Here is an 18,024-nt window from a genome sequence, read left to right as displayed (position 1 = left end):
CGCCCGCGCTCCGGCGCGCGACACGACCCACCTCAGGAGAACGACGCATGAAGCAGATCCACGGACTCAAGCTCGGCTGGCAGCGCGACCTGCCCGACTTCCGCGACCTCGACGACAGCTCGAAGCGCATCGCCGACATCCTCATGAAGTCGGCCAAGCTCAAGAGCGCCAAGGCCGACAAGACGCTGCCCGCCGCGATCGACCTGCGCCAGTACTGCTCGCCGATCGAGACCCAGGGCACGCTCGGCGCCTGCACCGCGCACGCGGGCGTCGGCCTCATCGAGTACTTCGAGCGCCGCGCCTTCGGCAAGCACATGGATGGCTCGCGCCGCTTCCTCTACAAGGTCACGCGGCTGCTGTCGGGCATCGAGGGCGACGACGGCGCCCAGTTGCGCGACACGATGAAGGCGATGGTGCTGTTCGGCGTGCCGCCCGAGGACTACTGGCCCTACGACATCAAGAAGTTCAACGCCGAGCCGACCGCCTTCTGCTACTCGTTCGCGGCCAACTTCAAGGCCATCGAGTACTACCGGCTCGACCCGGCCGGCACCGCGCCCAAGGACGCGCTGCGCAACATCAAGGAGAAGCTCGCGGCCGAGCTGCCGAGCATGTTCGGCTTCTCGGTGTACTCGTCGATTCCCGAGCCGGGCGACGGCAAGGGCGAGATCCCCTTCCCCGCCGGCAACGACAAGATGATGGGCGGCCATGCCGTCATGGCCGTCGGCTACGACGACCGCAAGAAGATCGGCGGCAGCAAGGGCGCGCTGCTGATCCGCAATTCGTGGGGCAAGGAATGGGGCGACAAGGGCTACGGCTGGCTGCCCTACGAGTACGTGCTCGAAGGACTGGCGGGCGATTTCTGGTCGCTGGTGAAGGCGAACTTCGTCGATACCGACCTGTTCAACTGAGGACGCGCGCCAGCACCACGCTCACCGCCAGCCCCTGCCCGCCCGGACCATCGCCGAGCACGGCCTCGCTGCCGTGGGCCTGGGCGATCTCGCGCACGATCGCAAGCCCCAGGCCGCTGCCCTCGCCCTGACCGTCGCGCAGGATGCGGTAGAAGCGGTGGAACACGCGCTCGCGCTCGGCCGGCGGGATGCCGGGGCCGGTATCGGTCACGCGCAGTTCCAGGGCGGGCGCACCGGCCGCCGCGCCCGCGAGCGGCGATGCGCCGGCACCATCGACGGCCGGGGCCGGCAGCGACGCCGGCAGCACCGCCACCGTCACGCTGCCGCCGCGCGGCGTGTAGCGCAGCGCGTTGTCGACGAGGTTCATCACCAGCTCGCGCAGCATCGGCTCGTTGCCCATGACCAGCCGGGTCGAACGCGGGGCGGCGTCGAGCGCGTCGGCGTCGTAGCCGAGGTCGATGCCGCGCTCGATGGCCAGCAGGCTCAGGTCGGCCGCCACGTCCCTTGCAAGCGCTGTCAGATCGACGGGCGCGCGCTCGTTCGACAGGCCGTTGACGGCCTCGGCGCGCGACAGCGCGAGCAGCTGGTTGGTGAGGCGCTGGGTGTGGCGCACGCTGTGGCCGAGGCCGTCGAGCGCGCGGCGCATCTCGGCCGGATCATGCTGGCGCAGGCCGTAGTCGATCTGGGTGCGCAGCACCGCGAGCGGCGTGCGCAGCTGGTGGGCGGCGTCGGCCACGAAGCGCCGGCGCGCCAGCATCATCGCGCCGATGCGCTGCATGTGATGGTTGACGGCCACGATCAGCGGCGCGAGTTCCGACGGGATGCCGGCGGTGGCCACGGGCGTGAGGTCGTCGTCGCGCCGCGCCGCGAAGGCCGCGCCCAGCCGCGTGAGCGGACGGAAGGCGGTGCCGAGCGTGAGCCAGATCACCAGCAGCCCGCCCGCGAGCAGCAGCCCCTGGCTGCGCAGGTTGTCCAGGAAGAGTTCGCGCGCGACCTCGTCGCGGCCCTCGACTGTCTCGGCCACGATCACGATCACGCTGCTGGCGTCGCGCTGCTCGGGGTCGTACAGGCGCTTGCGCATCGCCACCGCGCGCAGCGGCTCGCCGCGATAGCTGGCGTCGTAGCTGACCTGGGCCGCCGCCGAGGGCGCGGGGCGCGGTAGGTCGTCGTAGCCGGTGATGGCATCGCCGTCGGGCCAGAACACGCCGTAGAACACGCGCTCCTTCGAGTCGTCGCCGAGGATGTCGAGCGCGGCATAGGGCAGATCGACCACGACTTCGCCGTGCTGCGAATAGGTGCGGTCGGCGATGAGATGGGCCGACGAGACGAGGCCGCGATCCCAGGCGCGATCGACGGTCTGGCGCGCAGTGCGCTGGGCGGTCCAGGCATTGACGAGCAGCAGCGCGAGCATCGACGGCACGAGCCAGCGCGCGACCCGCCCGCGCAGGCTGGGGCCGCGCGGCGCGGCGGCGCTGCGCGCGCCGAAGCGCCAGCCGCGCGCGCGGTGCTCGGCGCCGGGGGGCTCGCCGCTCACGGCGTCTCGCTCAACAGATAGCCGAGGCCGCGCATCGTCGTGATGGTCGCGCCCGAGCCTTCGAGCTTCTTGCGCAGCCGCGAGATGTAGCTCTCGATCGCCTCGGGCCGCGCGTCGGCGTCGAAGTCGAACACCTTCTCGAACAGCAGCTCGCGCGACACCGGCCGGCCCAGCCGCGCGACCAGCGCCTCCAGCACCGCCAGCTCGCGCGGCGTAAGCGCGACCGGCCGGCCGTCCAGGCTCACGAGCCGGCTGCTGCTGTCGATTTCGAGCCGACCCACGCGCAGCACCGGCGCGCGGCCGCCGCCGCGCCGCAGCAGCGCCTTGATGCGCGCCTCCAGCTCGGCCAGCTCGAAGGGCTTGGCGAGATAGTCGTCGGCGCCGAGGTTGAGGCCGCGCACCCGGTCTTCCGTGCTGCCGAGCGCGGTGAGGATGAGCACGGGGATGGCGCTGCCGCGCGCGCGCAGCCGGCGCAGCACCTCCAGCCCGTCGATGCCGGGCAGCGACAGATCGAGCACGAGCAGGTCGTAGGGCTGGGTGAGCAGGGCGTGGTCGGCATGGTCGCCGCGCGCCATCACGTCCACCGCGTGGCCGCCCTGGCGCAGCGCGCGCGCGAGCCATTCGGCGAGTTCCTGTTGGTCTTCGACGAGCAGCAGGCGCATGGTTCATCCTTCCTGGGCGGCTTGCGGGCGGGCGGCGATTTCAACACGAAGCCGCGTCGCGCGGCCGTCCCGCCGTCGGCGCGCAGGCGGCGACAATCGCACGCCCTCCTCTCCCGCCGACATCCATGGAACTCCGCCAGCTGCGCTACTTCGTCCGCGTCGTCGAACTCGGCAGCATGGGGCGCGCGGCCGACGACCTCGGCGTGGTGGTGTCGGCGCTGAGCCAGCAGATCAGCCGGCTCGAAGGTGAACTCGCGGTGCGTCTTCTGCAGCGCACTTCCAGCGGCACCCGCCCGACCGAAGCCGGCCTCGCCTTCCTGCACCAGGCCCAGCTCACGCTGCGCCATGCCGACGATGCGGTGCGCGCGGCGCAGCAGGCGCGGCTGTCGGGCCATGTGAGCGTGGGCCTCGCGCCGTCCACCTCGGCGCTGCTCGCGCTGCCGCTGCTGCGCGCGATGCGCGAGCGCCATCCCGACGTGCGGCTGCGGCTGGTCGAGAGCCTGTCGGGCAACCTCGCCGCGATGCTCGCGACGCGCCAGCTCGACCTCGCCGTGCTGTTCGCTACCGACGCGACCCAGCGCTGGAGCGTGCAGCCGCTGCTCGACGAGCGCCTGTTCCTGCTCGGCGCGCGCGAGCTGCCCGGCCTGCCGCGCGAACCGCGCGTGACGCTGGCCCAGTTGGCCGGCGTGCCGCTCGTCATGCCCACCGGCCAGCACGGGCTGCGCGCCATCCTCAACGCCGGCTTCGCGCGCGCCGGCATCACGCCCGACGTGGTGCTCGAAATCGACGGCCTCGCGGTGCTGATGGACGCGGTGCGCGCCGGCCTCGGCGCCACCGTGCAGCCGGGCGCGGCCAGCGTGCGGCTGCCGCGCGACTGCATCGTCGCGGCCGAGATCGCCGATGCCGGCCTGCTGCGCCGCAACCTGCTCGCCAGCCTGTCCGACGATGAACTCTCGCCCGCCGGCCTCGCCGCCCGCGTGGTGCTCGCCGAGGTCGTGCGCGAGCTGGTGCGTGCCGGCGACTGGCCCGGCGCCACCCTTCACGAAAGCTGAAGCCCCCTTCCCGGACCGCGTCTGGCGCCGCCCATCCCCGCTTCCTAGATTCCGGCCACCCTGGAGGAGAACCGGATGCTGGATGTTTTGGTGATCGGCGGCGGCAACGCCGCCCTGTGCGCCGCGCTCACCGCGCGCGAGGCCGGCGCGAGCGTGCTGCTGCTCGAATCGGCGCCGCGCGAGCTGCGCGGCGGCAATTCGGCGCACACGCGCAACCTGCGCTGCATGCATGACGCGCCGCAGGACGTGCTGGTCGATGCCTACCCGGAAGAGGAGTACTGGCAGGACCTGCTCAAGGTGACCGGCGGGCGCACCGACGAAAAGCTCGCGCGCCTCGTCATCCGCGCCTCGTCCACCTGCCGGCCGTGGATGGTGAAGCACGGCGTGCGCTTCCAGCCGCCGCTGTCGGGCGCGCTGCATGTGGCGCGCACCAACGCCTTCTTCATGGGCGGCGGCAAGGCCCTCGTCAACGCCTACTACCGCAGCGCAGAGAAGCTCGGCGTGCAGGTGCGCTACGAGACGCCCGTCGACCGCATCGAGCTGCGCGACGGCCGCTTCGTCGCCGCCATCGGCCGCGACGGCGAGCGCTTCGAGGCCCGCAGCTGCGTGGTCGCGGCCGGCGGCTTCGAGTCGAACCGCGACTGGCTGCGCGAAGCCTGGGGGCGCGACGAGCGCGGCGAATGGCCGGCCGACAACTTCCTCATCCGCGGCACGCGCTTCAATCAGGGCGTGCTGCTGCGCCAGCTCATCGACGCCGGCGCCGACAGCATCGGCGATCCGTCGCAATCGCATTGCGTCGCGATCGACGCGCGCGCGCCGCTCTATGACGGCGGCATCTGCACCCGCATCGACTGCGTGTCGCTCGGCGTGGTGGTGAACCGCGAGGCGCGCCGCTTCCATGACGAAGGCGAGGATTTCTGGCCCAAGCGCTATGCGATCTGGGGCCGGCTCGTCGCGCGCCAGCCGGGGCAGATCGCCTGGTCGATCATCGACGCGAAGGCCGTCGGCCGCTTCATGCCTCCGGTGTTTCCGGGCACGCGCGCCGACACGCTCGACGATCTCGCGCGCCAGCTCGGCCTGCCGGTCGGCCCCTTCGTCGAGACGCTCGCGGCCTACAACGCCGCCTGCCGCGTCGGCCGCTTCGACCACACGACGCTCGACGACTGCCATACCGACGGCATCGCGCCGCCCAAGACGCACTGGGCGCTGCCGATCGACACCCCGCCCTTCTACGGCTACGCGCTGCGGCCGGGCATCACCTTCACCTACCTCGGCCTGCGCACCGACGAGACCGCCGCCGTGCGCTTCGCCGACCAGCCGAGCGACAACCTGTTCGTCGCGGGCGAAATGATGGCCGGCAACGTGCTGGGCCAGGGCTACACGGCCGGCGTCGGCATGTCGATCGGCACGGCCTTCGGCCGCATCGCCGGTGCCGGTGCCGCCGCCGCGAGCCGCCTCGCCACCGCGCGCAACCACACCGCGAAGGAGGCCCGCCATGCGTTCGCCTGATGCCCTGACCGCCGCCGCGCCGCGCGCCGCCGGCGCCGCTTCCGCCGCTGCCGTCACGTCCGCTGCCGTCACGTCCGCTGCCGTCACGCCCGCGAACGGCGCCGCGACCGCCCCCGCCGCGCGCGTGATCCCGATCCGCGCCCTCGACGGCAACACCGCCGAGGTCGCGCGGCAGATGCAGATCTGCAATGCCTGCCGCTATTGCGAAGGCTTCTGCGCCGTGTTCCCGGCGATGACGCGGCGGCTCGAATTCGGCGCCGCCGACGTGGCCTATCTCGCCAACCTCTGCCACAACTGCGGCGCCTGCTACCACGCCTGCCAGTACGCGCCGCCGCACGAGTTCGCGGTGAACGTGCCGCGCGCGATGGCGCGGGTGCGGCTCAACAGCTATGCGCAGTTCGCCTGGCCGGCGCCGCTCGGCGCGGCCTACCGCGCCAACGGGCTCGTGCTGTCGCTGGCGCTGTCGGTCGGGCTGGCGCTGTTCCTGGCGCTCGCGATCGCCGCCACCGGCGGCCTCGTGCATGCGCCGCTCGCGGGCAACTTCTACGCGGTGTTCCCGCACAACCTGCTCGCGGCGATGTTCGGCGCGGTGTTCGGCTGGGCGGTGCTCGCGCTCGGCATGGGCGTGCGGCGCTTCTGGCGCGAGCTGGCGCCGGGCGGCATCAGCACGGCGGCCGGCGCCGAGGCCGCGAGCGCCGCCGTCACGCTGCGCTATCTCGGCGGCGGCCACGGTGACGGCTGCAACGAGGCCGACGACGCCTTCAGCCTCGCGCGGCGGCGCTTCCACCACCTCACGGCCGGCGGCTTCATGGCCTGCTTCGCCGCGACCGGCGTCGCGACGCTCTACCACTACCTGCTCGACCTGCACGCCCCCTATGCGCTCACCAGCCTGCCGGTGCTGCTCGGCACGGCGGGCGGCATCGGCCTGCTGATCGGCCCGGCCGGGCTGCTGTGGCTCAACCTCAGGCGCGATCCGCAGCGCGGCGACCCGGCGCAACGGCCGATGGACCGCGGCTTCATCGCGCTGCTGCTGCTCACCAGCGCCACCGGCCTCGGCCTGCTCGCGGGCCGCGACGGCCCGGCGATGGCGCTGCTGCTCGCGCTGCATCTGGGCGTGGTGATGGCGCTCTTCCTCACCCTGCCCTACGGCAAGTTCGCGCACGGCATGTTCCGCTGCGCCGCCCTGCTCAAGCACGCGATCGAGAAGCGCCAGCCCGACCGGCTGCGCCTCGGCGCTGACTGAAGCCCTGCGGCCGGGCGCGTTGCGCCCGGCACGACCGGCGATCCCCTGCCAGCAAATCGACAGGCAGGACTTCGACCATGCGCCGCGCCAGGTCGGCGGCGCTCCACAAAGACAGCCTCCACCGCCCTTTCCGGCGGTGCGTCGCCCGACCACCATCCCATCGAGGAGACATCCATGACCACCCCTTCGACCGCCGCCGCCGACGGCGGGCGCCGCGCCTCGCGCATCGGCGCCGTGCTGCGCGTGACCAGCGGCAACTTTCTCGAGCAGTTCGACTTCTTCCTGTTCGGCTTCTACGCGACCCACATCGCGCGCGTGTTCTTCCCGGCCGCGAGCGAATTCGCCTCGCTGATGCAAACCTTTGCAGTGTTCGGCGCCGGCTTCCTGATGCGGCCGCTCGGCGCCATCGTGCTCGGCGCCTACATCGACGAGGTCGGCCGCCGCAAGGGGCTAATCGTGACGCTGTCGATCATGGCCAGCGGCACGCTGCTCATCGCCTTCGTGCCCGGCTACGACAGCATCGGCCTGCTCGCGCCGGCGCTCGTGCTCATCGGCCGGCTGCTCCAGGGCTTCTCGGCCGGCGCCGAGCTGGGCGGCGTGTCGGTGTATCTGTCGGAGATCGCGACGCCGGGCCGCCGGGGCTTCTACACCTCGTGGCAGTCGGGCAGCCAGCAGGTGGCGGTGGTGCTCGCGGCGCTGCTCGGCTACGGCCTCAACCAGTCGCTCGACGCGGCCGAGGTCGCGGCCTGGGGCTGGCGCGTGCCCTTCTTCGTCGGCTGCATGATCGTGCCCTTCATCTTCTTCCTGCGCCGCAGCCTCGCCGAGACCGCCGCCTTCCAGGCCCAGCGCCATCACCCGACCACGGCCGAGGTATTCCGCACCATGCGCGCCAACTGGCGCCTCGTCGTCGCCGGCATGCTGCTCAGCTCGATGACGACGTCCACCTTCTATCTCATCACCGTCTACACGCCGACCTTCGGCAAGACCGTGCTGCATCTGAGCACCGCCGAAAGCCTGCTGGTGACGGTGTTCGTCGGCCTGTCGAACTTCATCTGGCTGCCGGTCGGCGGCGCGCTGTCCGACCGCTTCGGCCGCAAGCCGCTGCTGGTGGGCGTGGCCTTCGTCGCGATGCTCACCGCCTATCCGGCGCTGCACTGGCTCGCCCAGGCGCCGAGCTTCGACCGGCTGCTCGCGGTGCTGCTGCTGCTGTCGAGCTACTTCGGCCTGTACAACGGCGCGATGGTCGCGGCGCTCACCGAGGTGATGCCGGCGCAGGTGCGCGTGGTGGGCTTCTCGCTCGCGTTCAGCCTGGCCACTGCCGTGTTCGGCGGCTTCACGCCGGCCATCTCGACCTGGCTCATCGAGACCACGGGCGACAAGGCCGCGCCCGGCGCCTGGCTCAGCGTCGCCGCGCTCTGCGGACTGGGCGCGGCGCTGTTCCTGTACCGCCGCGCCGCGACCGCCGGCGAACCCGCGCCGCGCGGCGCCTGAGCGCGACTCGGGCCCGGGCGGACCGCGCGCGGAACGCCCGGGCCACCCGGTGCGGCCACCCCGCGCGCGACGCGGCCCGAGCCGGCGCCGGTCAGAGCCGGAACACGCCGATCGCGCCGGTCAGCTCGCCGGCCTGGCCGCTGAGGCCGCCGGCCGCCGCCGCGCTCTGCTCGACCAGCGCGGCGTTGCGCTGGGTCATGCCGTCGATGTCGGCGATCGCGGTCTTCACCTCGCGGATGCCCTGGGCCTGATCGGTCATCGCGGTGGTGATGCTGCTCATCAGGCCGGTCGCGCCGGAAATGCTGGCCACCACCTCGTCCACCACCTGACCGACGCGGCCCGCGAGCACCACGCCCGCGCCGACCTTGTCGGCCGAGCCGGCGATGAGCGTCTTGATCTCGCGCGCGGCCTCGGCCGAACGGCCGGCCAGCGCGCGCACCTCGCTCGCCACGACGGCAAAGCCGCGTCCCTGCTCGCCGGCGCGCGCCGCCTCGACCGCCGCGTTGAGCGCGAGGATGTTGGTCTGGAACGCGATGCCGTCGATCACGCCGATGATGTCGCCGATGCGCCGGCTGGCCTCGCTGATGTCGGCCATCGTGGCCACCATGTCGGCCACCACGGCGCCGCCCTCGCGCGCCTTGTCGGTCGCCTGGTTCACCAGCTGGCTCGCCTCGCGCGCCGCGCCGGCATTGGCATCGACCGCCGACGCGAAGTGATCCATCGTCGCCGAGGTCTGCTCCAGGTTGCTCGCCTGCTGCTCGGTGCGCATGCTCAGATCGTTGCTGCCCTGGGCGATCTCGTGCGCGGCCACCTGCACCTCGCCCGCGCTGTCGCGCACCCGGCCGACCAGCCGCCGCAACTCGGCCTGCATGGTCGCGATCGAGCGCAGCAGATCGGCGCTTTCGTCATGGCCGCTGGTCGCGATGCCACGGCTCAGGTCGCCGGCGGCGATCGCCTCGGCCTCGACCTGGATCGCGCGCAGCGCGCCGACGATGCGGCCACCGAGCCACCAGGCCGCCGCCACGCCCAGCAGCGCTGCCGCGAGGCCGGCGCCGAGCAGCAGCACGCGGGCGCGCACGCTCGCCGAGGCGATCGCCGCCGCGCTGTCGTCGATGTTGGCGCGCTGGCGCTCGACGATCTCGTTGATGCCTTCGAGATAGCGCGCCGACACCGGGAGGAAGCGGTTCTCGAACAGCACCACCGCCTCGCGCGGATGGCCGTCGGCAATCAGCTTGCCGATGGCGTCGCGCGCTTCCATGTACTCGTTGCGCAGGACGGTGGCGTGCTCGTACATCGGCTTGTCGGTCGCGTCGAGCATCGGTTCGAGCTTCTCGCGCAGATCGGTGGTGCGCTTGGCCAGCGCCTTGGCGTCCTCGGCAAAGGCGTCGACCAGCGCCGGATCGCTGGCGCGGGCGATGACGGAGGTGCGCTTCACGCCCACCGCCACGTTGGTCTGCCAGTCGCGCAGGAGGCGCTCCTTGGTCAGCGCCGGACCGAAGGAATGCGCGGCGGCATCGGTGATGCCGTCGAGCAGCAACACCGCCGCGAGCGCTGTCGCGACGACGAAGGCGACGACGATCCCGAATGCCAGGACGAGCTGCTGCTTGAGCCGGAGTTTCATGGCGTGACCTCGAAGTCTTGTAGTTGGCATGCCGGGTCACGCAGGCGGCAGGCGGCGCGTGACGGCACGAAGCCGCCCGCTGCCGGTCATGGGTGGCGACCGGCGTGCACGGGCAGTCATGTGAGTTCGAATCCACATGCTGCCCATGGGTTTAGGGGTCCGATCGCGCGAGCAGGGGGCGAGTTCCGGCCGATGGCCGCGCATCGGCCTCAGCGCGCCGGCAGCGCCTCCAGCCCGGTGCGCTCGATCACCGGCGCGGCCGCCGGCGAGCCGAAGTAGCGGATCAGCGCCTTCCCCTCCTCGGGCGCGCGCGCCGTCGTGGTGATGCCGGCCGAGAAGAAGGTCGCGCGCTGGGCGCCCTCGGGCAGCACGCCCACGAAATCCACGCCCGGCACCGGCAGCAGCTCGCTCACCTGCTGGAAGCCGATCTCCGCCTCGCCGCGCGCGACGATGGCCGCGACGCGCGCGCTCTCGATGCGCTGGAGCTTCGGCGCGATCGCCTCGGCCACGCCGAGCTTGGGGAACAGCTCGGTCGAGAGATAGGTGCCGCTCGCGCTGGCCGAGTAGGCGACCGACTTCGCCGCGAGCAGCGTCTTCTTCAGCGCCTCGACGGTCGAGATGTCGGGCCGGGGCGCGCCGGCGCGCACCACCATGCCGATCGACGAGCGCACGAGATCGACCTCGCTGCCCGGCACCACCTTGCCCGCCTTCACCAGCGCGTCGAGCGCGGGGCGGGCCATGATGACCACGTCGGCCGGCTCGCCGCGATCGAGCCGGCTCGGGATCGAATCGGCCGCGCCGCCCTGCGAGGCGCCGTAGGCCGAATGGATCGCATGCCCGGTGTCGCGCTCGAAGGCCGGCACCAGCTCCTTGTAGGCGGCGGTGAAGGCGCCCGAGGTCATGACGTTGATGTCGGCGGCGAGCGCCTGACAGGCGAGCAGCGCGCTCGCGGCGAGCGTCGCGCCGACGCGGCGCAGGCGATCGGCAAGTGCGGGGCGCGCGCGGCTGGCGGACGCGGCGTGTTGAGACGAGACGGGCATGACGACTCCAGTGCGACGAGGGAAACGGCGCGAACTTACGAGCGCCGCTTCGGCCGCGACAAGCACCGCCGCGCGGGGACATTCCCCAGCCCCGATCGCCAGCCGATCGACAGCCGACGCCCGTATTTCACGCCCGCGCGGAGCGCCTGTCGGCCCGGCCCGCGACCCCGCATCGTCACGCGGCGGCACGTAGCGCAGCCAAGGCCGCCGCCGGCCCGCAAGCCCTTGCAATCGCCACACGGGACTTACCCCTAGCCGCGCCCGCCCCGCTCTGGGGAAGCGAGCCAGCGCGCCCGAACCTGCCGGCCATCGCCAGAAATTCGACAGCCTCCGCTCCTAAGGTCCGCCCCGCACCACAACGACAAGCACCCGCCAAAGGGGGAGACCAGATGAAGCTTCAGACGATCGGCGCCTGCGCCATCGCCGTCGGCATTGCCGCCGCCTTCCAGCCCGCCGTCGCGCAGACCGCGCCCGCCGGCTCGTCGGTGACCGTGTACGGGATCATGGACGCGGGCGTCGAATACCGCACCCGCAACGCCGCCGACGGCAAGGGCATGTGGCGCGTGAACTCGGGCGGCCTCAACACCTCGCGCCTCGGCCTGCGTGGCAGCGAAGACCTTGGCGACGGCATGAAGGCCGTGTTCAACCTCGAAGGCGAAGTCAACCTCGACAGTGGCGCGAGCGGCTCGGCGCTCTGGGGCCGCTACGCCTATGTCGGGCTGGAGAAGAAGAACCTCGGCACCGTCATGCTCGGGCGCAACTCCACGACCGTGTACGACTTCGTGCTGCCGCACGACTTCATGGGCTACGCGCCGCAGTACTCCTACCTGACCTCGACCGCGACCGTGCCGGCCACCGGCTTCACCAGCCGCGTGAGCAATGCCGTCAAGTACGTCGGCAAGTTCGACGCCGTCACGCTCGGCGCGCACTACGGCTTCGGCGAGGTGGCGGGCGCGACCGGCAGCAACAACGCCTACGGCTTCGGCGCCGCCTATGCCAAGGGCCCGGTGTCGGCCCAGCTCAGCTTCGACGAAGGCCGCAGCGGCGGCACCGAGGCCGTGCCGGCCAGCACGCGCAACCGCAGCGTCGTCGGCTCGGGCAGCTATGACCTCGGCCCGGCCAAGCTCTATGCCGGCCTGCGCGCCACCACGCGCGCGCCCGCCGCGCCGAGCGCCGCCAATCCGCACTACCGCAGCGACCTGTGGTGGCTCGGCGCGAGCGCGCCGCTGTCGCAGGCGGTCACGCTCTACGGCGGCGCCTACTACGAGAACAAGCGCGACACCGATTCCAGCCCGCTCATGTTCGCGGCCAAGATCACCTACAACCTGTCGAAGCGCACCTGGCTCTACGCCGTGGCCGCCAGCGCCCACAGCAGCAGCGACGACGGCGCGCATGTGAAGACCGGCGTGTTCCGCGACCAGACCCCGCTCGCCAGCCAGCAGAGCGGCTTCGGCGTCGGCGTGCAGCACCGCTTCTGAGACCCGACGGCGCCTGCGACGACGGGCGCCGCACCCCGGCCCGCGACCAGCGGGCCAACCCAAGCCACGCAGTACCGGGCCGTCACGACCCGTCATCGGAGGAGACCGCATGAAACCCAGCATCCCGCGCCGCGCCCTCGTGCTCGCGCTTGCCGCGCTCGGCACCGCCGGCGCCGCCCGCGCCCAGAGCGCCACCGACATCGCCCAGGCCAAGACCGAAGGCATCGTCGTCATCTACAGCGCCACCGACCAGAAGCAGGTCGCGCCGCTGCTGCGCGACTTCGAGGCCGCCTACCCCGGCGTCAAGGTCGAGTACCACGACATGAACTCGACCGAGCTGTACAACCGCTTCATCAGCGAAAGCGCCGCCGGCGCCTCGGCCGACGTGCTCTGGTCGTCGGCCATGGACTTGCAGGTCAAGCTCGTCAACGACGGCTACGCCATGACCTACAAGCTGACCGACAGCAGCAAGCTGCCCGACTGGTCGATCTGGAAGAACGAGGCCTACGGCACGACCTACGAGCCGGTCGGCATCGTCTACAACAAGCGCCTAGTCGATGCCGCCGACGTGCCCAGGACCCACGGCGACTTCACGAAGCTGCTCACCACGAAGCTCGACAAGTACAAGGGCAAGGTCACCACCTTCGACCCCGAGAAGAGCGGCGTCGGCTTCAACTTCCACAGCCAGGACGCGCTGACCAACCCGACCGGCTTCTGGGAACTGGCCAAGGCCATGGGCCAGACCGGCGTGCGCGTGCAGTCGAGCACCGGCACGATGATGGAGCGCATCGCCTCGGGCGAGAACCTGATCGGCTACAACCTGATCGGCAGCTACGCGCTCACCCGCGCCGCCAAGGACCCGAGCATCGGCGTCGTCTTCCCGTCCGACTACACGCTCGTGATGAGCCGCGTCATGTTCATCGCCAAGGGCGCGAAGCATCCGGCCGCGTCGAAGGTGTTTCTCGAATACATCTTGTCTCAGCGCGGCCAGAAGGTCATCGCCAGCGACGCCGACCTGTTCGCCATCCGCTCCGACGTGACCGGCGACACCACCGCCAGCGGGCTCCAGGCCCAGCTCGGCAACGCGCTCAAGCCGATCGTCATCGGCCCGGGCCTGCTGACCTATCTCGACCAGGCCAAGCGGCTCGAATTCCTCAAGCAGTGGAACGCAGTGAAGAGCCCGAAATGAGCACTCCCGTGACCGCCCTCCCGCACCACAGGCACGCCGGCGACAACGGCCGCAACGGCCATGACGGCCTGCGCGCCCGTCGCCCCCGCCTGCCCTTCCCGACCGCGCGCGTGGCGGTCACGGGCCTGCTCGCCGTCTGCGTGCTGACCCCGCTGCTGCTGATCCTGTGGCAGAGCTTCCTGTCGGGCGCCTTCTTCATGAAGGGCAGCGTGCTGACGCTCGATTCCTACCGCTTCATCTTCGAGGACGAGGACTTCTGGATCGCCGGCCGCAACTCGGTGGCGATCGCCACCGGCATGGCGGCGATCTCGGTGCCGCTCGGCGCGGCGCTGGCCTTCCTCATGGTGCGCACCGACCTGCCGGGCCGGCGCGCGCTGGAGCCGATGCTGCTGGTGCCGGTGTTCATCTCGCCGGTGGTGCTGGCCTTCGGCTATGTGGTGGCGATGGGGCCGGTGGGCTTCGCGTCGATGTGGGCGCAGAAGCTGCTGGGCTTCGTGCCCTGGAACATCTATTCGCTCACGAGCATCGCGATCGTCGCGGGCCTGACGCATGTGCCGCATGTGTACCTCTACGCCTCGTCGGCGCTGCGCAATCTCGGCAGCGATGTGGAAGAAGCGGCGCGCATCGCCGGTGCAAGCCCTTTCACGGTGGCGGTGCATGTGAGCATTCCGCTGATCGCGCCGGCGCTGCTGTACGCGGGCGTGCTGATGTTCTTCCTCGGCTTCGAGATCTTCGGCCTGCCGCTGGTGCTCGGTGATCCCGAGGGCCATCTGGTGCTCACCACCTATCTGTACAAGCTCGCGAGCAAGCTCGGCACGCCCAGCTACCAGCTCATGGCGGCGGTGGCGGTCTGCATCATCGCCGTCACGCTGCCGCTCGTGCTGCTGCAACGCCTGCTGCTGCGCACGGCCAACCGCTACGCGAGCATCAAGGGCAAGGCCGCGCGCCAGCGTCCGCTCATGCTCGGCAAGTGGAAGTACGCGGCCTTCGGCATCGTGGGCCTGTGGCTGCTGTTCACGGTGCTGATCCCGCTCGGCGGCGTGACGCTGCGCGCCTTCGTGACGAGCTGGGGCGAGGGCGTGGACCTGCTCGAAGTGCTGACGCTCGACAACTTCCGCGCCGTGTTCGAGGACCGCACGATGGTGCGCGCCATCCTCAACACGCTGGCCATCGGCACCGTCGGCGGCGCGCTCGCGGTGGCCTGCTACGCCGCCATCGGCCTGAGCACCCACCGCAAGCATGACGGCCTGGTGCGCATGGTCGATTACCTGGTCATGACGCCGCGCGCCGTGCCGGGGCTGCTCGCCGGTCTGGCGATCTTCTGGGTGTTCCTGTTCGTGCCGGCGCTCAATCCCCTGCGCTCGACCATCATCAGCATCTGGATCGCCTACACCGTCGTGTGGCTCGCCTACGGCATGCGCCTCATCCAGAGCGCGCTGCTGCAAGTGGCGCCCGAGCTGGAGGAAGCCGCCCGCCTCACCGGCGCCAGCGCCGGCCGCACGCTGCGCGACGTGACCCTGCCGCTCATCCGCAACGGCCTGCTCGCCTCGTGGCTGCTGATCTTCATGATCTTCGAGCGCGAGTACTCGACCGGCGTGTACCTGCTCGCGCCGGGCACGGAAGTGATCGGCTCGGTGCTGGTGTCGCTGTGGGCCACGGGCGCCGTGGACATGGTCGCCGCGCTCTCGCTCATCAACATCGCCATCGTCGGCACGGGCCTCGCCATCGCCCTGCGCTTCGGCATCAACCTGCACAAGTGAGGCGCCTCATGAACGCATCCGTCTCGCCCGCCAACCGCACCACCCCGCACGCCTCGCAAGGAGCCGCGATGAACGCCAACTCCGTCCTCACCGTCACCGACCTCAAGCTCAGCTACGGCGACAACCCCATCCTCAAGGGCGTGTCGATGGACCTGCATCGCGGCGAGGTGATCTCGCTGCTCGGCCCCTCGGGCAGCGGCAAGACCACGCTGCTGCGCGCCGTCGCCGGCCTGGAGCAGCCGCATGAAGGCCGCATCAGCATCGCCGGCAAGAACGTGTTCGACGGCGCGGCCGGCGTCGAAGTGCCGGCCGAGCAGCGCAACCTCGGCCTCGTGTTCCAGAGCTATGCGCTGTGGCCGCACAAGACCGTGTTCGACAACGTGGCCTACGGCCTCAAGCTGCGCAAGACCGACTCGGCCACGATCAAGGACCGCGTGAGCGACGCGCTGAAGAATCTCGGCCTCGGCCATCTGGGCGAGCGCTATCCGCACCAGCTCTCGGGCGGCCAGCAGCAGCGCGTGGCGATCGCGCGGGCGCTGGTCTACAACCCGCCCGTGATCCTGCTCGACGAGCCGCTGTCCAACCTCGACGCCAAGCTGCGCGAGGAAGCACGCGCCTGGCTGCGCGAGCTGATCGTGCGGCTGCAACTGTCGGCGCTCGTGGTCACGCACGACCAGGGCGAGGCGATGGCCATGAGCGACCGCATCCTGCTGCTCAACGGCGGCAGGATCGAGCAGCAGGGCTCGCCCACCGAGATGTATCTCAAGCCCGCCTCGCTGTTCGCGGCCGGCTTCATGGGCACCAACAACACGCTCAAGGGCCGCATCGAGCAGCGCAACGCCGACGACATCCTGCTCGACATCGGCGAACACAAGCTCTGGGGTCGCGCCTGCGGCCAGGGCGCGCCGGCCACGGTCGGCGGCGAGGCGACGGCGGTGGTGCGCGTCGAGGGCGTGAAGCTCGCCGACGGCCCCGGCCCCAACCGCATGCCGATGGACCTCGTCACCTCGATGTACCTCGGCGACCGCTGGGAATACGTGCTCGACAGCGCCGGCACGCTGGTGCGCGCCCACGGCCAGGAGCCGATCGGCGCCGGCCAGCGCTGGGTCGAGATTCCGCAGGACCGGCTGTGGGTGTTTGCGTGACGGTGTTCCGGCCGACGGGACGGGCTCGCAAGCTCGGCCCGGCCGGTTCGGCCTGACTGGGCTTGGGCCGGCCGATCCGGCCCGGCGCCCGACGTGTCTTGCCTGGCGCCGCCGCCCCCTCCTGGCGGCGCCAGGATCTCCCGGCCGGCGCGTGGCTGCCGGCCTTTGCGACGCGACCGCGCGCCCGTCCTCTCCGGCGGGCGCGGCAACGGGCGCGTCGCTTTCTTTTCACGGATGACGGCGCGGTCACACCGGCCTAGCGATCGCGGGCCGGCGCCCGACGGCCGCGCCGCCATCACAGGGCATGCTCGCGCGCCATGACCGCTTCTCCTCCCGACCACGAACGCGGCTTCGACGCCCGCCTGCTCGTCCATCAACTGCTGTCGCTCGCGGCCTGCGCGCTCGGCGGCGCGCTGTTCGCGTGGCTGCGCATTCCGCTGCCGTGGATGCTGGGCGCGCTGTTCACGATGTCGGCGCTGCGCATCGGCCCCGGCGTGGGCGCGCTGCCGCGCAACGGGCGCTTCGCGGGGCAGTGGATCGTCGGCACGGCGCTGGGCTTGCAGTTCACGCCGCCGGTGGTGCGCGCAGTGGCCGAGCGCGGCGGCTGGCTGCTGCTGGTGGCGGCGAGCGCGCCGCTGCTGGCGCTGGTGGGCAGCAACCTGCTGCGGCGCTGGTGCGCGCTCGACCGGGGCACGGCCTGGTTCGCGAGCATGCCGGGCGGGGCGATGGAAATGTCGGTGCTGGCCGAGCGCGCCGGCGCGCGCGTCGATCGCGTCGCGATGGCGCAAAGCGTGCGCGTGCTGGTCGTGGTGGTGACGCTGCCGCCGCTGTTCGCGCTGCTCGGCGTGCATGGCGGCGACCTCTGGCATGCCTCGGGCACGCTGCTCGGCTGGCCGGTGATGGCGGCGCTGCTCGGGGTGAATGCGCTGCTCGCGGCGGTGCTCGCGCGCCTCGGCACGCCCAACGCCTGGGTGCTGGCGCCGCTGTTCGGCGCGGCCTTCGCAGCCGGCGGCGGGCTGCTCGACGGGCGCTTGCCGGTGCCGATGGTGGACCTCGCGCAGGTGCTGATCGGCATGACGCTCGGCATGCGCTTCGACCGCGCGATGCTCACGGGCGCACCGCGCTTTCTGGCGGCGGTGGCGCTGAGCAACTACGTGTCGCTCGGGCTGTGCGGCTTGCAGGCCTGGGCGATCGCCGCGCTGTCGGGCATCGCCACGCCGACGCTGGTGCTGGCGGGCGCGCCGGGCGGGATCTCGGAAATGGCGCTGACGGCCGGGGTGCTCGGGCTGGGCACGCCGCTGGTGGTGGCGGCGCATGTGCTGCGGATGGTGCTGGTGCTGCTGTCGGCGGGGCCGATGTATTCGCGGTGGATCGCGGCGCGGGCGTGAGCCG

At 71.6% G+C, this 18,024-nt stretch carries 14 protein-coding genes; 10 read left to right on the top strand and 4 right to left on the bottom strand.

Annotated features, from left to right (window positions below; genetic code table 11):
- Positions 1-47: 47 nt before the first annotated feature.
- Positions 48-908 (top strand): C1 family peptidase, encoded by an 861-nt coding sequence (locus tag H566_RS0116695; RefSeq protein WP_028312324.1) that lies wholly within the window; start codon positions 48-50, stop codon positions 906-908.
- On the opposite strand, the gene H566_RS25900 is transcribed toward H566_RS0116695, so the two are convergent.
- Entirely contained in the window at positions 901-2,442 is a 1,542-nt protein-coding gene (locus H566_RS25900) for a sensor histidine kinase (RefSeq protein ID WP_211238114.1), read from the bottom strand. The genes H566_RS0116695 and H566_RS25900 overlap by 8 nt on opposite strands.
- The gene (locus tag H566_RS0116685) at positions 2,439-3,104 is read right to left on the bottom strand and encodes a response regulator (RefSeq protein ID WP_028312323.1); all 666 of its coding nucleotides are present in this window, start codon (positions 3,102-3,104) and stop codon (positions 2,439-2,441) included. The genes H566_RS25900 and H566_RS0116685 overlap by 4 nt, the downstream gene beginning before the upstream one ends.
- Before the next feature lie 125 nt (positions 3,105-3,229).
- On the opposite strand from H566_RS0116685, the gene H566_RS0116680 reads away from it, so the two are divergent.
- From H566_RS0116680 to tcuC, 4 genes are all read left to right on the top strand, one after another.
- Positions 3,230-4,156 (top strand): LysR family transcriptional regulator, encoded by a 927-nt coding sequence (locus H566_RS0116680; protein WP_028312322.1) that lies wholly within the window; start codon positions 3,230-3,232, stop codon positions 4,154-4,156.
- Positions 4,157-4,231: 75 nt separating this feature from the next.
- Entirely contained in the window at positions 4,232-5,665 is a 1,434-nt protein-coding gene (tcuA, locus tag H566_RS0116675) for an FAD-dependent tricarballylate dehydrogenase TcuA (protein WP_028312321.1), read from the top strand.
- The gene (gene tcuB, locus H566_RS25895; protein WP_084545217.1) at positions 5,652-6,908 is read left to right on the top strand and encodes a tricarballylate utilization 4Fe-4S protein TcuB; all 1,257 of its coding nucleotides are present in this window, start codon (positions 5,652-5,654) and stop codon (positions 6,906-6,908) included. Before tcuA ends, tcuB begins: the two co-directional genes overlap by 14 nt.
- 174 nt (positions 6,909-7,082) lie before the next feature.
- Complete coding sequence (gene tcuC, locus H566_RS25890) at positions 7,083-8,399, top strand: MFS transporter (RefSeq protein WP_034412064.1); 1,317 nt, start codon at positions 7,083-7,085, stop codon at positions 8,397-8,399.
- A gap of 91 nt (positions 8,400-8,490) precedes the next feature.
- Here tcuC and H566_RS0116660 read toward each other — a convergent pair whose 3' ends face one another.
- Both H566_RS0116660 and modA read right to left on the bottom strand, forming a co-directional pair.
- Positions 8,491-10,020: a methyl-accepting chemotaxis protein gene (locus H566_RS0116660; protein ID WP_028312320.1), complete on the bottom strand. Its 1,530-nt coding sequence runs from the start codon at positions 10,018-10,020 to the stop codon at positions 8,491-8,493.
- A 209-nt stretch (positions 10,021-10,229) separates the two neighbouring features.
- Positions 10,230-11,060: a molybdate ABC transporter substrate-binding protein gene (gene modA, locus H566_RS0116655; protein WP_028312319.1), complete on the bottom strand. Its 831-nt coding sequence runs from the start codon at positions 11,058-11,060 to the stop codon at positions 10,230-10,232.
- Between the two features lie 389 nt (positions 11,061-11,449).
- On the opposite strand from modA, the gene H566_RS0116650 reads away from it, so the two are divergent.
- The 5 genes from H566_RS0116650 (at position 11,450) to H566_RS0116630 (ending at position 18,020) form a co-directional block, all read left to right on the top strand.
- Complete coding sequence (locus H566_RS0116650) at positions 11,450-12,538, top strand: porin (protein WP_028312318.1); 1,089 nt, start codon at positions 11,450-11,452, stop codon at positions 12,536-12,538.
- Between the two features lie 109 nt (positions 12,539-12,647).
- The gene (locus H566_RS0116645; protein WP_028312317.1) at positions 12,648-13,727 is read left to right on the top strand and encodes an ABC transporter substrate-binding protein; all 1,080 of its coding nucleotides are present in this window, start codon (positions 12,648-12,650) and stop codon (positions 13,725-13,727) included.
- A complete protein-coding gene (locus tag H566_RS0116640; RefSeq protein ID WP_156924478.1) occupies positions 13,724-15,487 on the top strand; it encodes an ABC transporter permease in 1,764 nt (587 codons plus the stop codon). The genes H566_RS0116645 and H566_RS0116640 overlap by 4 nt, the downstream gene beginning before the upstream one ends.
- A gap of 68 nt (positions 15,488-15,555) precedes the next feature.
- Positions 15,556-16,632, top strand: coding sequence for an ABC transporter ATP-binding protein (locus H566_RS0116635; protein ID WP_028312315.1), 1,077 nt, complete (start codon positions 15,556-15,558; stop codon positions 16,630-16,632).
- 317 nt (positions 16,633-16,949) lie between these two features.
- A complete protein-coding gene (locus H566_RS0116630) occupies positions 16,950-18,020 on the top strand; it encodes an AbrB family transcriptional regulator (protein WP_051378899.1) in 1,071 nt (356 codons plus the stop codon).
- The last annotated feature ends 4 nt before the right edge of the window (positions 18,021-18,024 follow it).

This window comes from Derxia gummosa DSM 723, assembly GCF_000482785.1.
In the GTDB taxonomy this organism is placed as follows: domain Bacteria; phylum Pseudomonadota; class Gammaproteobacteria; order Burkholderiales; family Burkholderiaceae_E; genus Derxia; species Derxia gummosa.
Note: the sequence above shows the minus strand (reverse complement) of the source record. Positions and strands in the feature narration are given on the sequence as shown.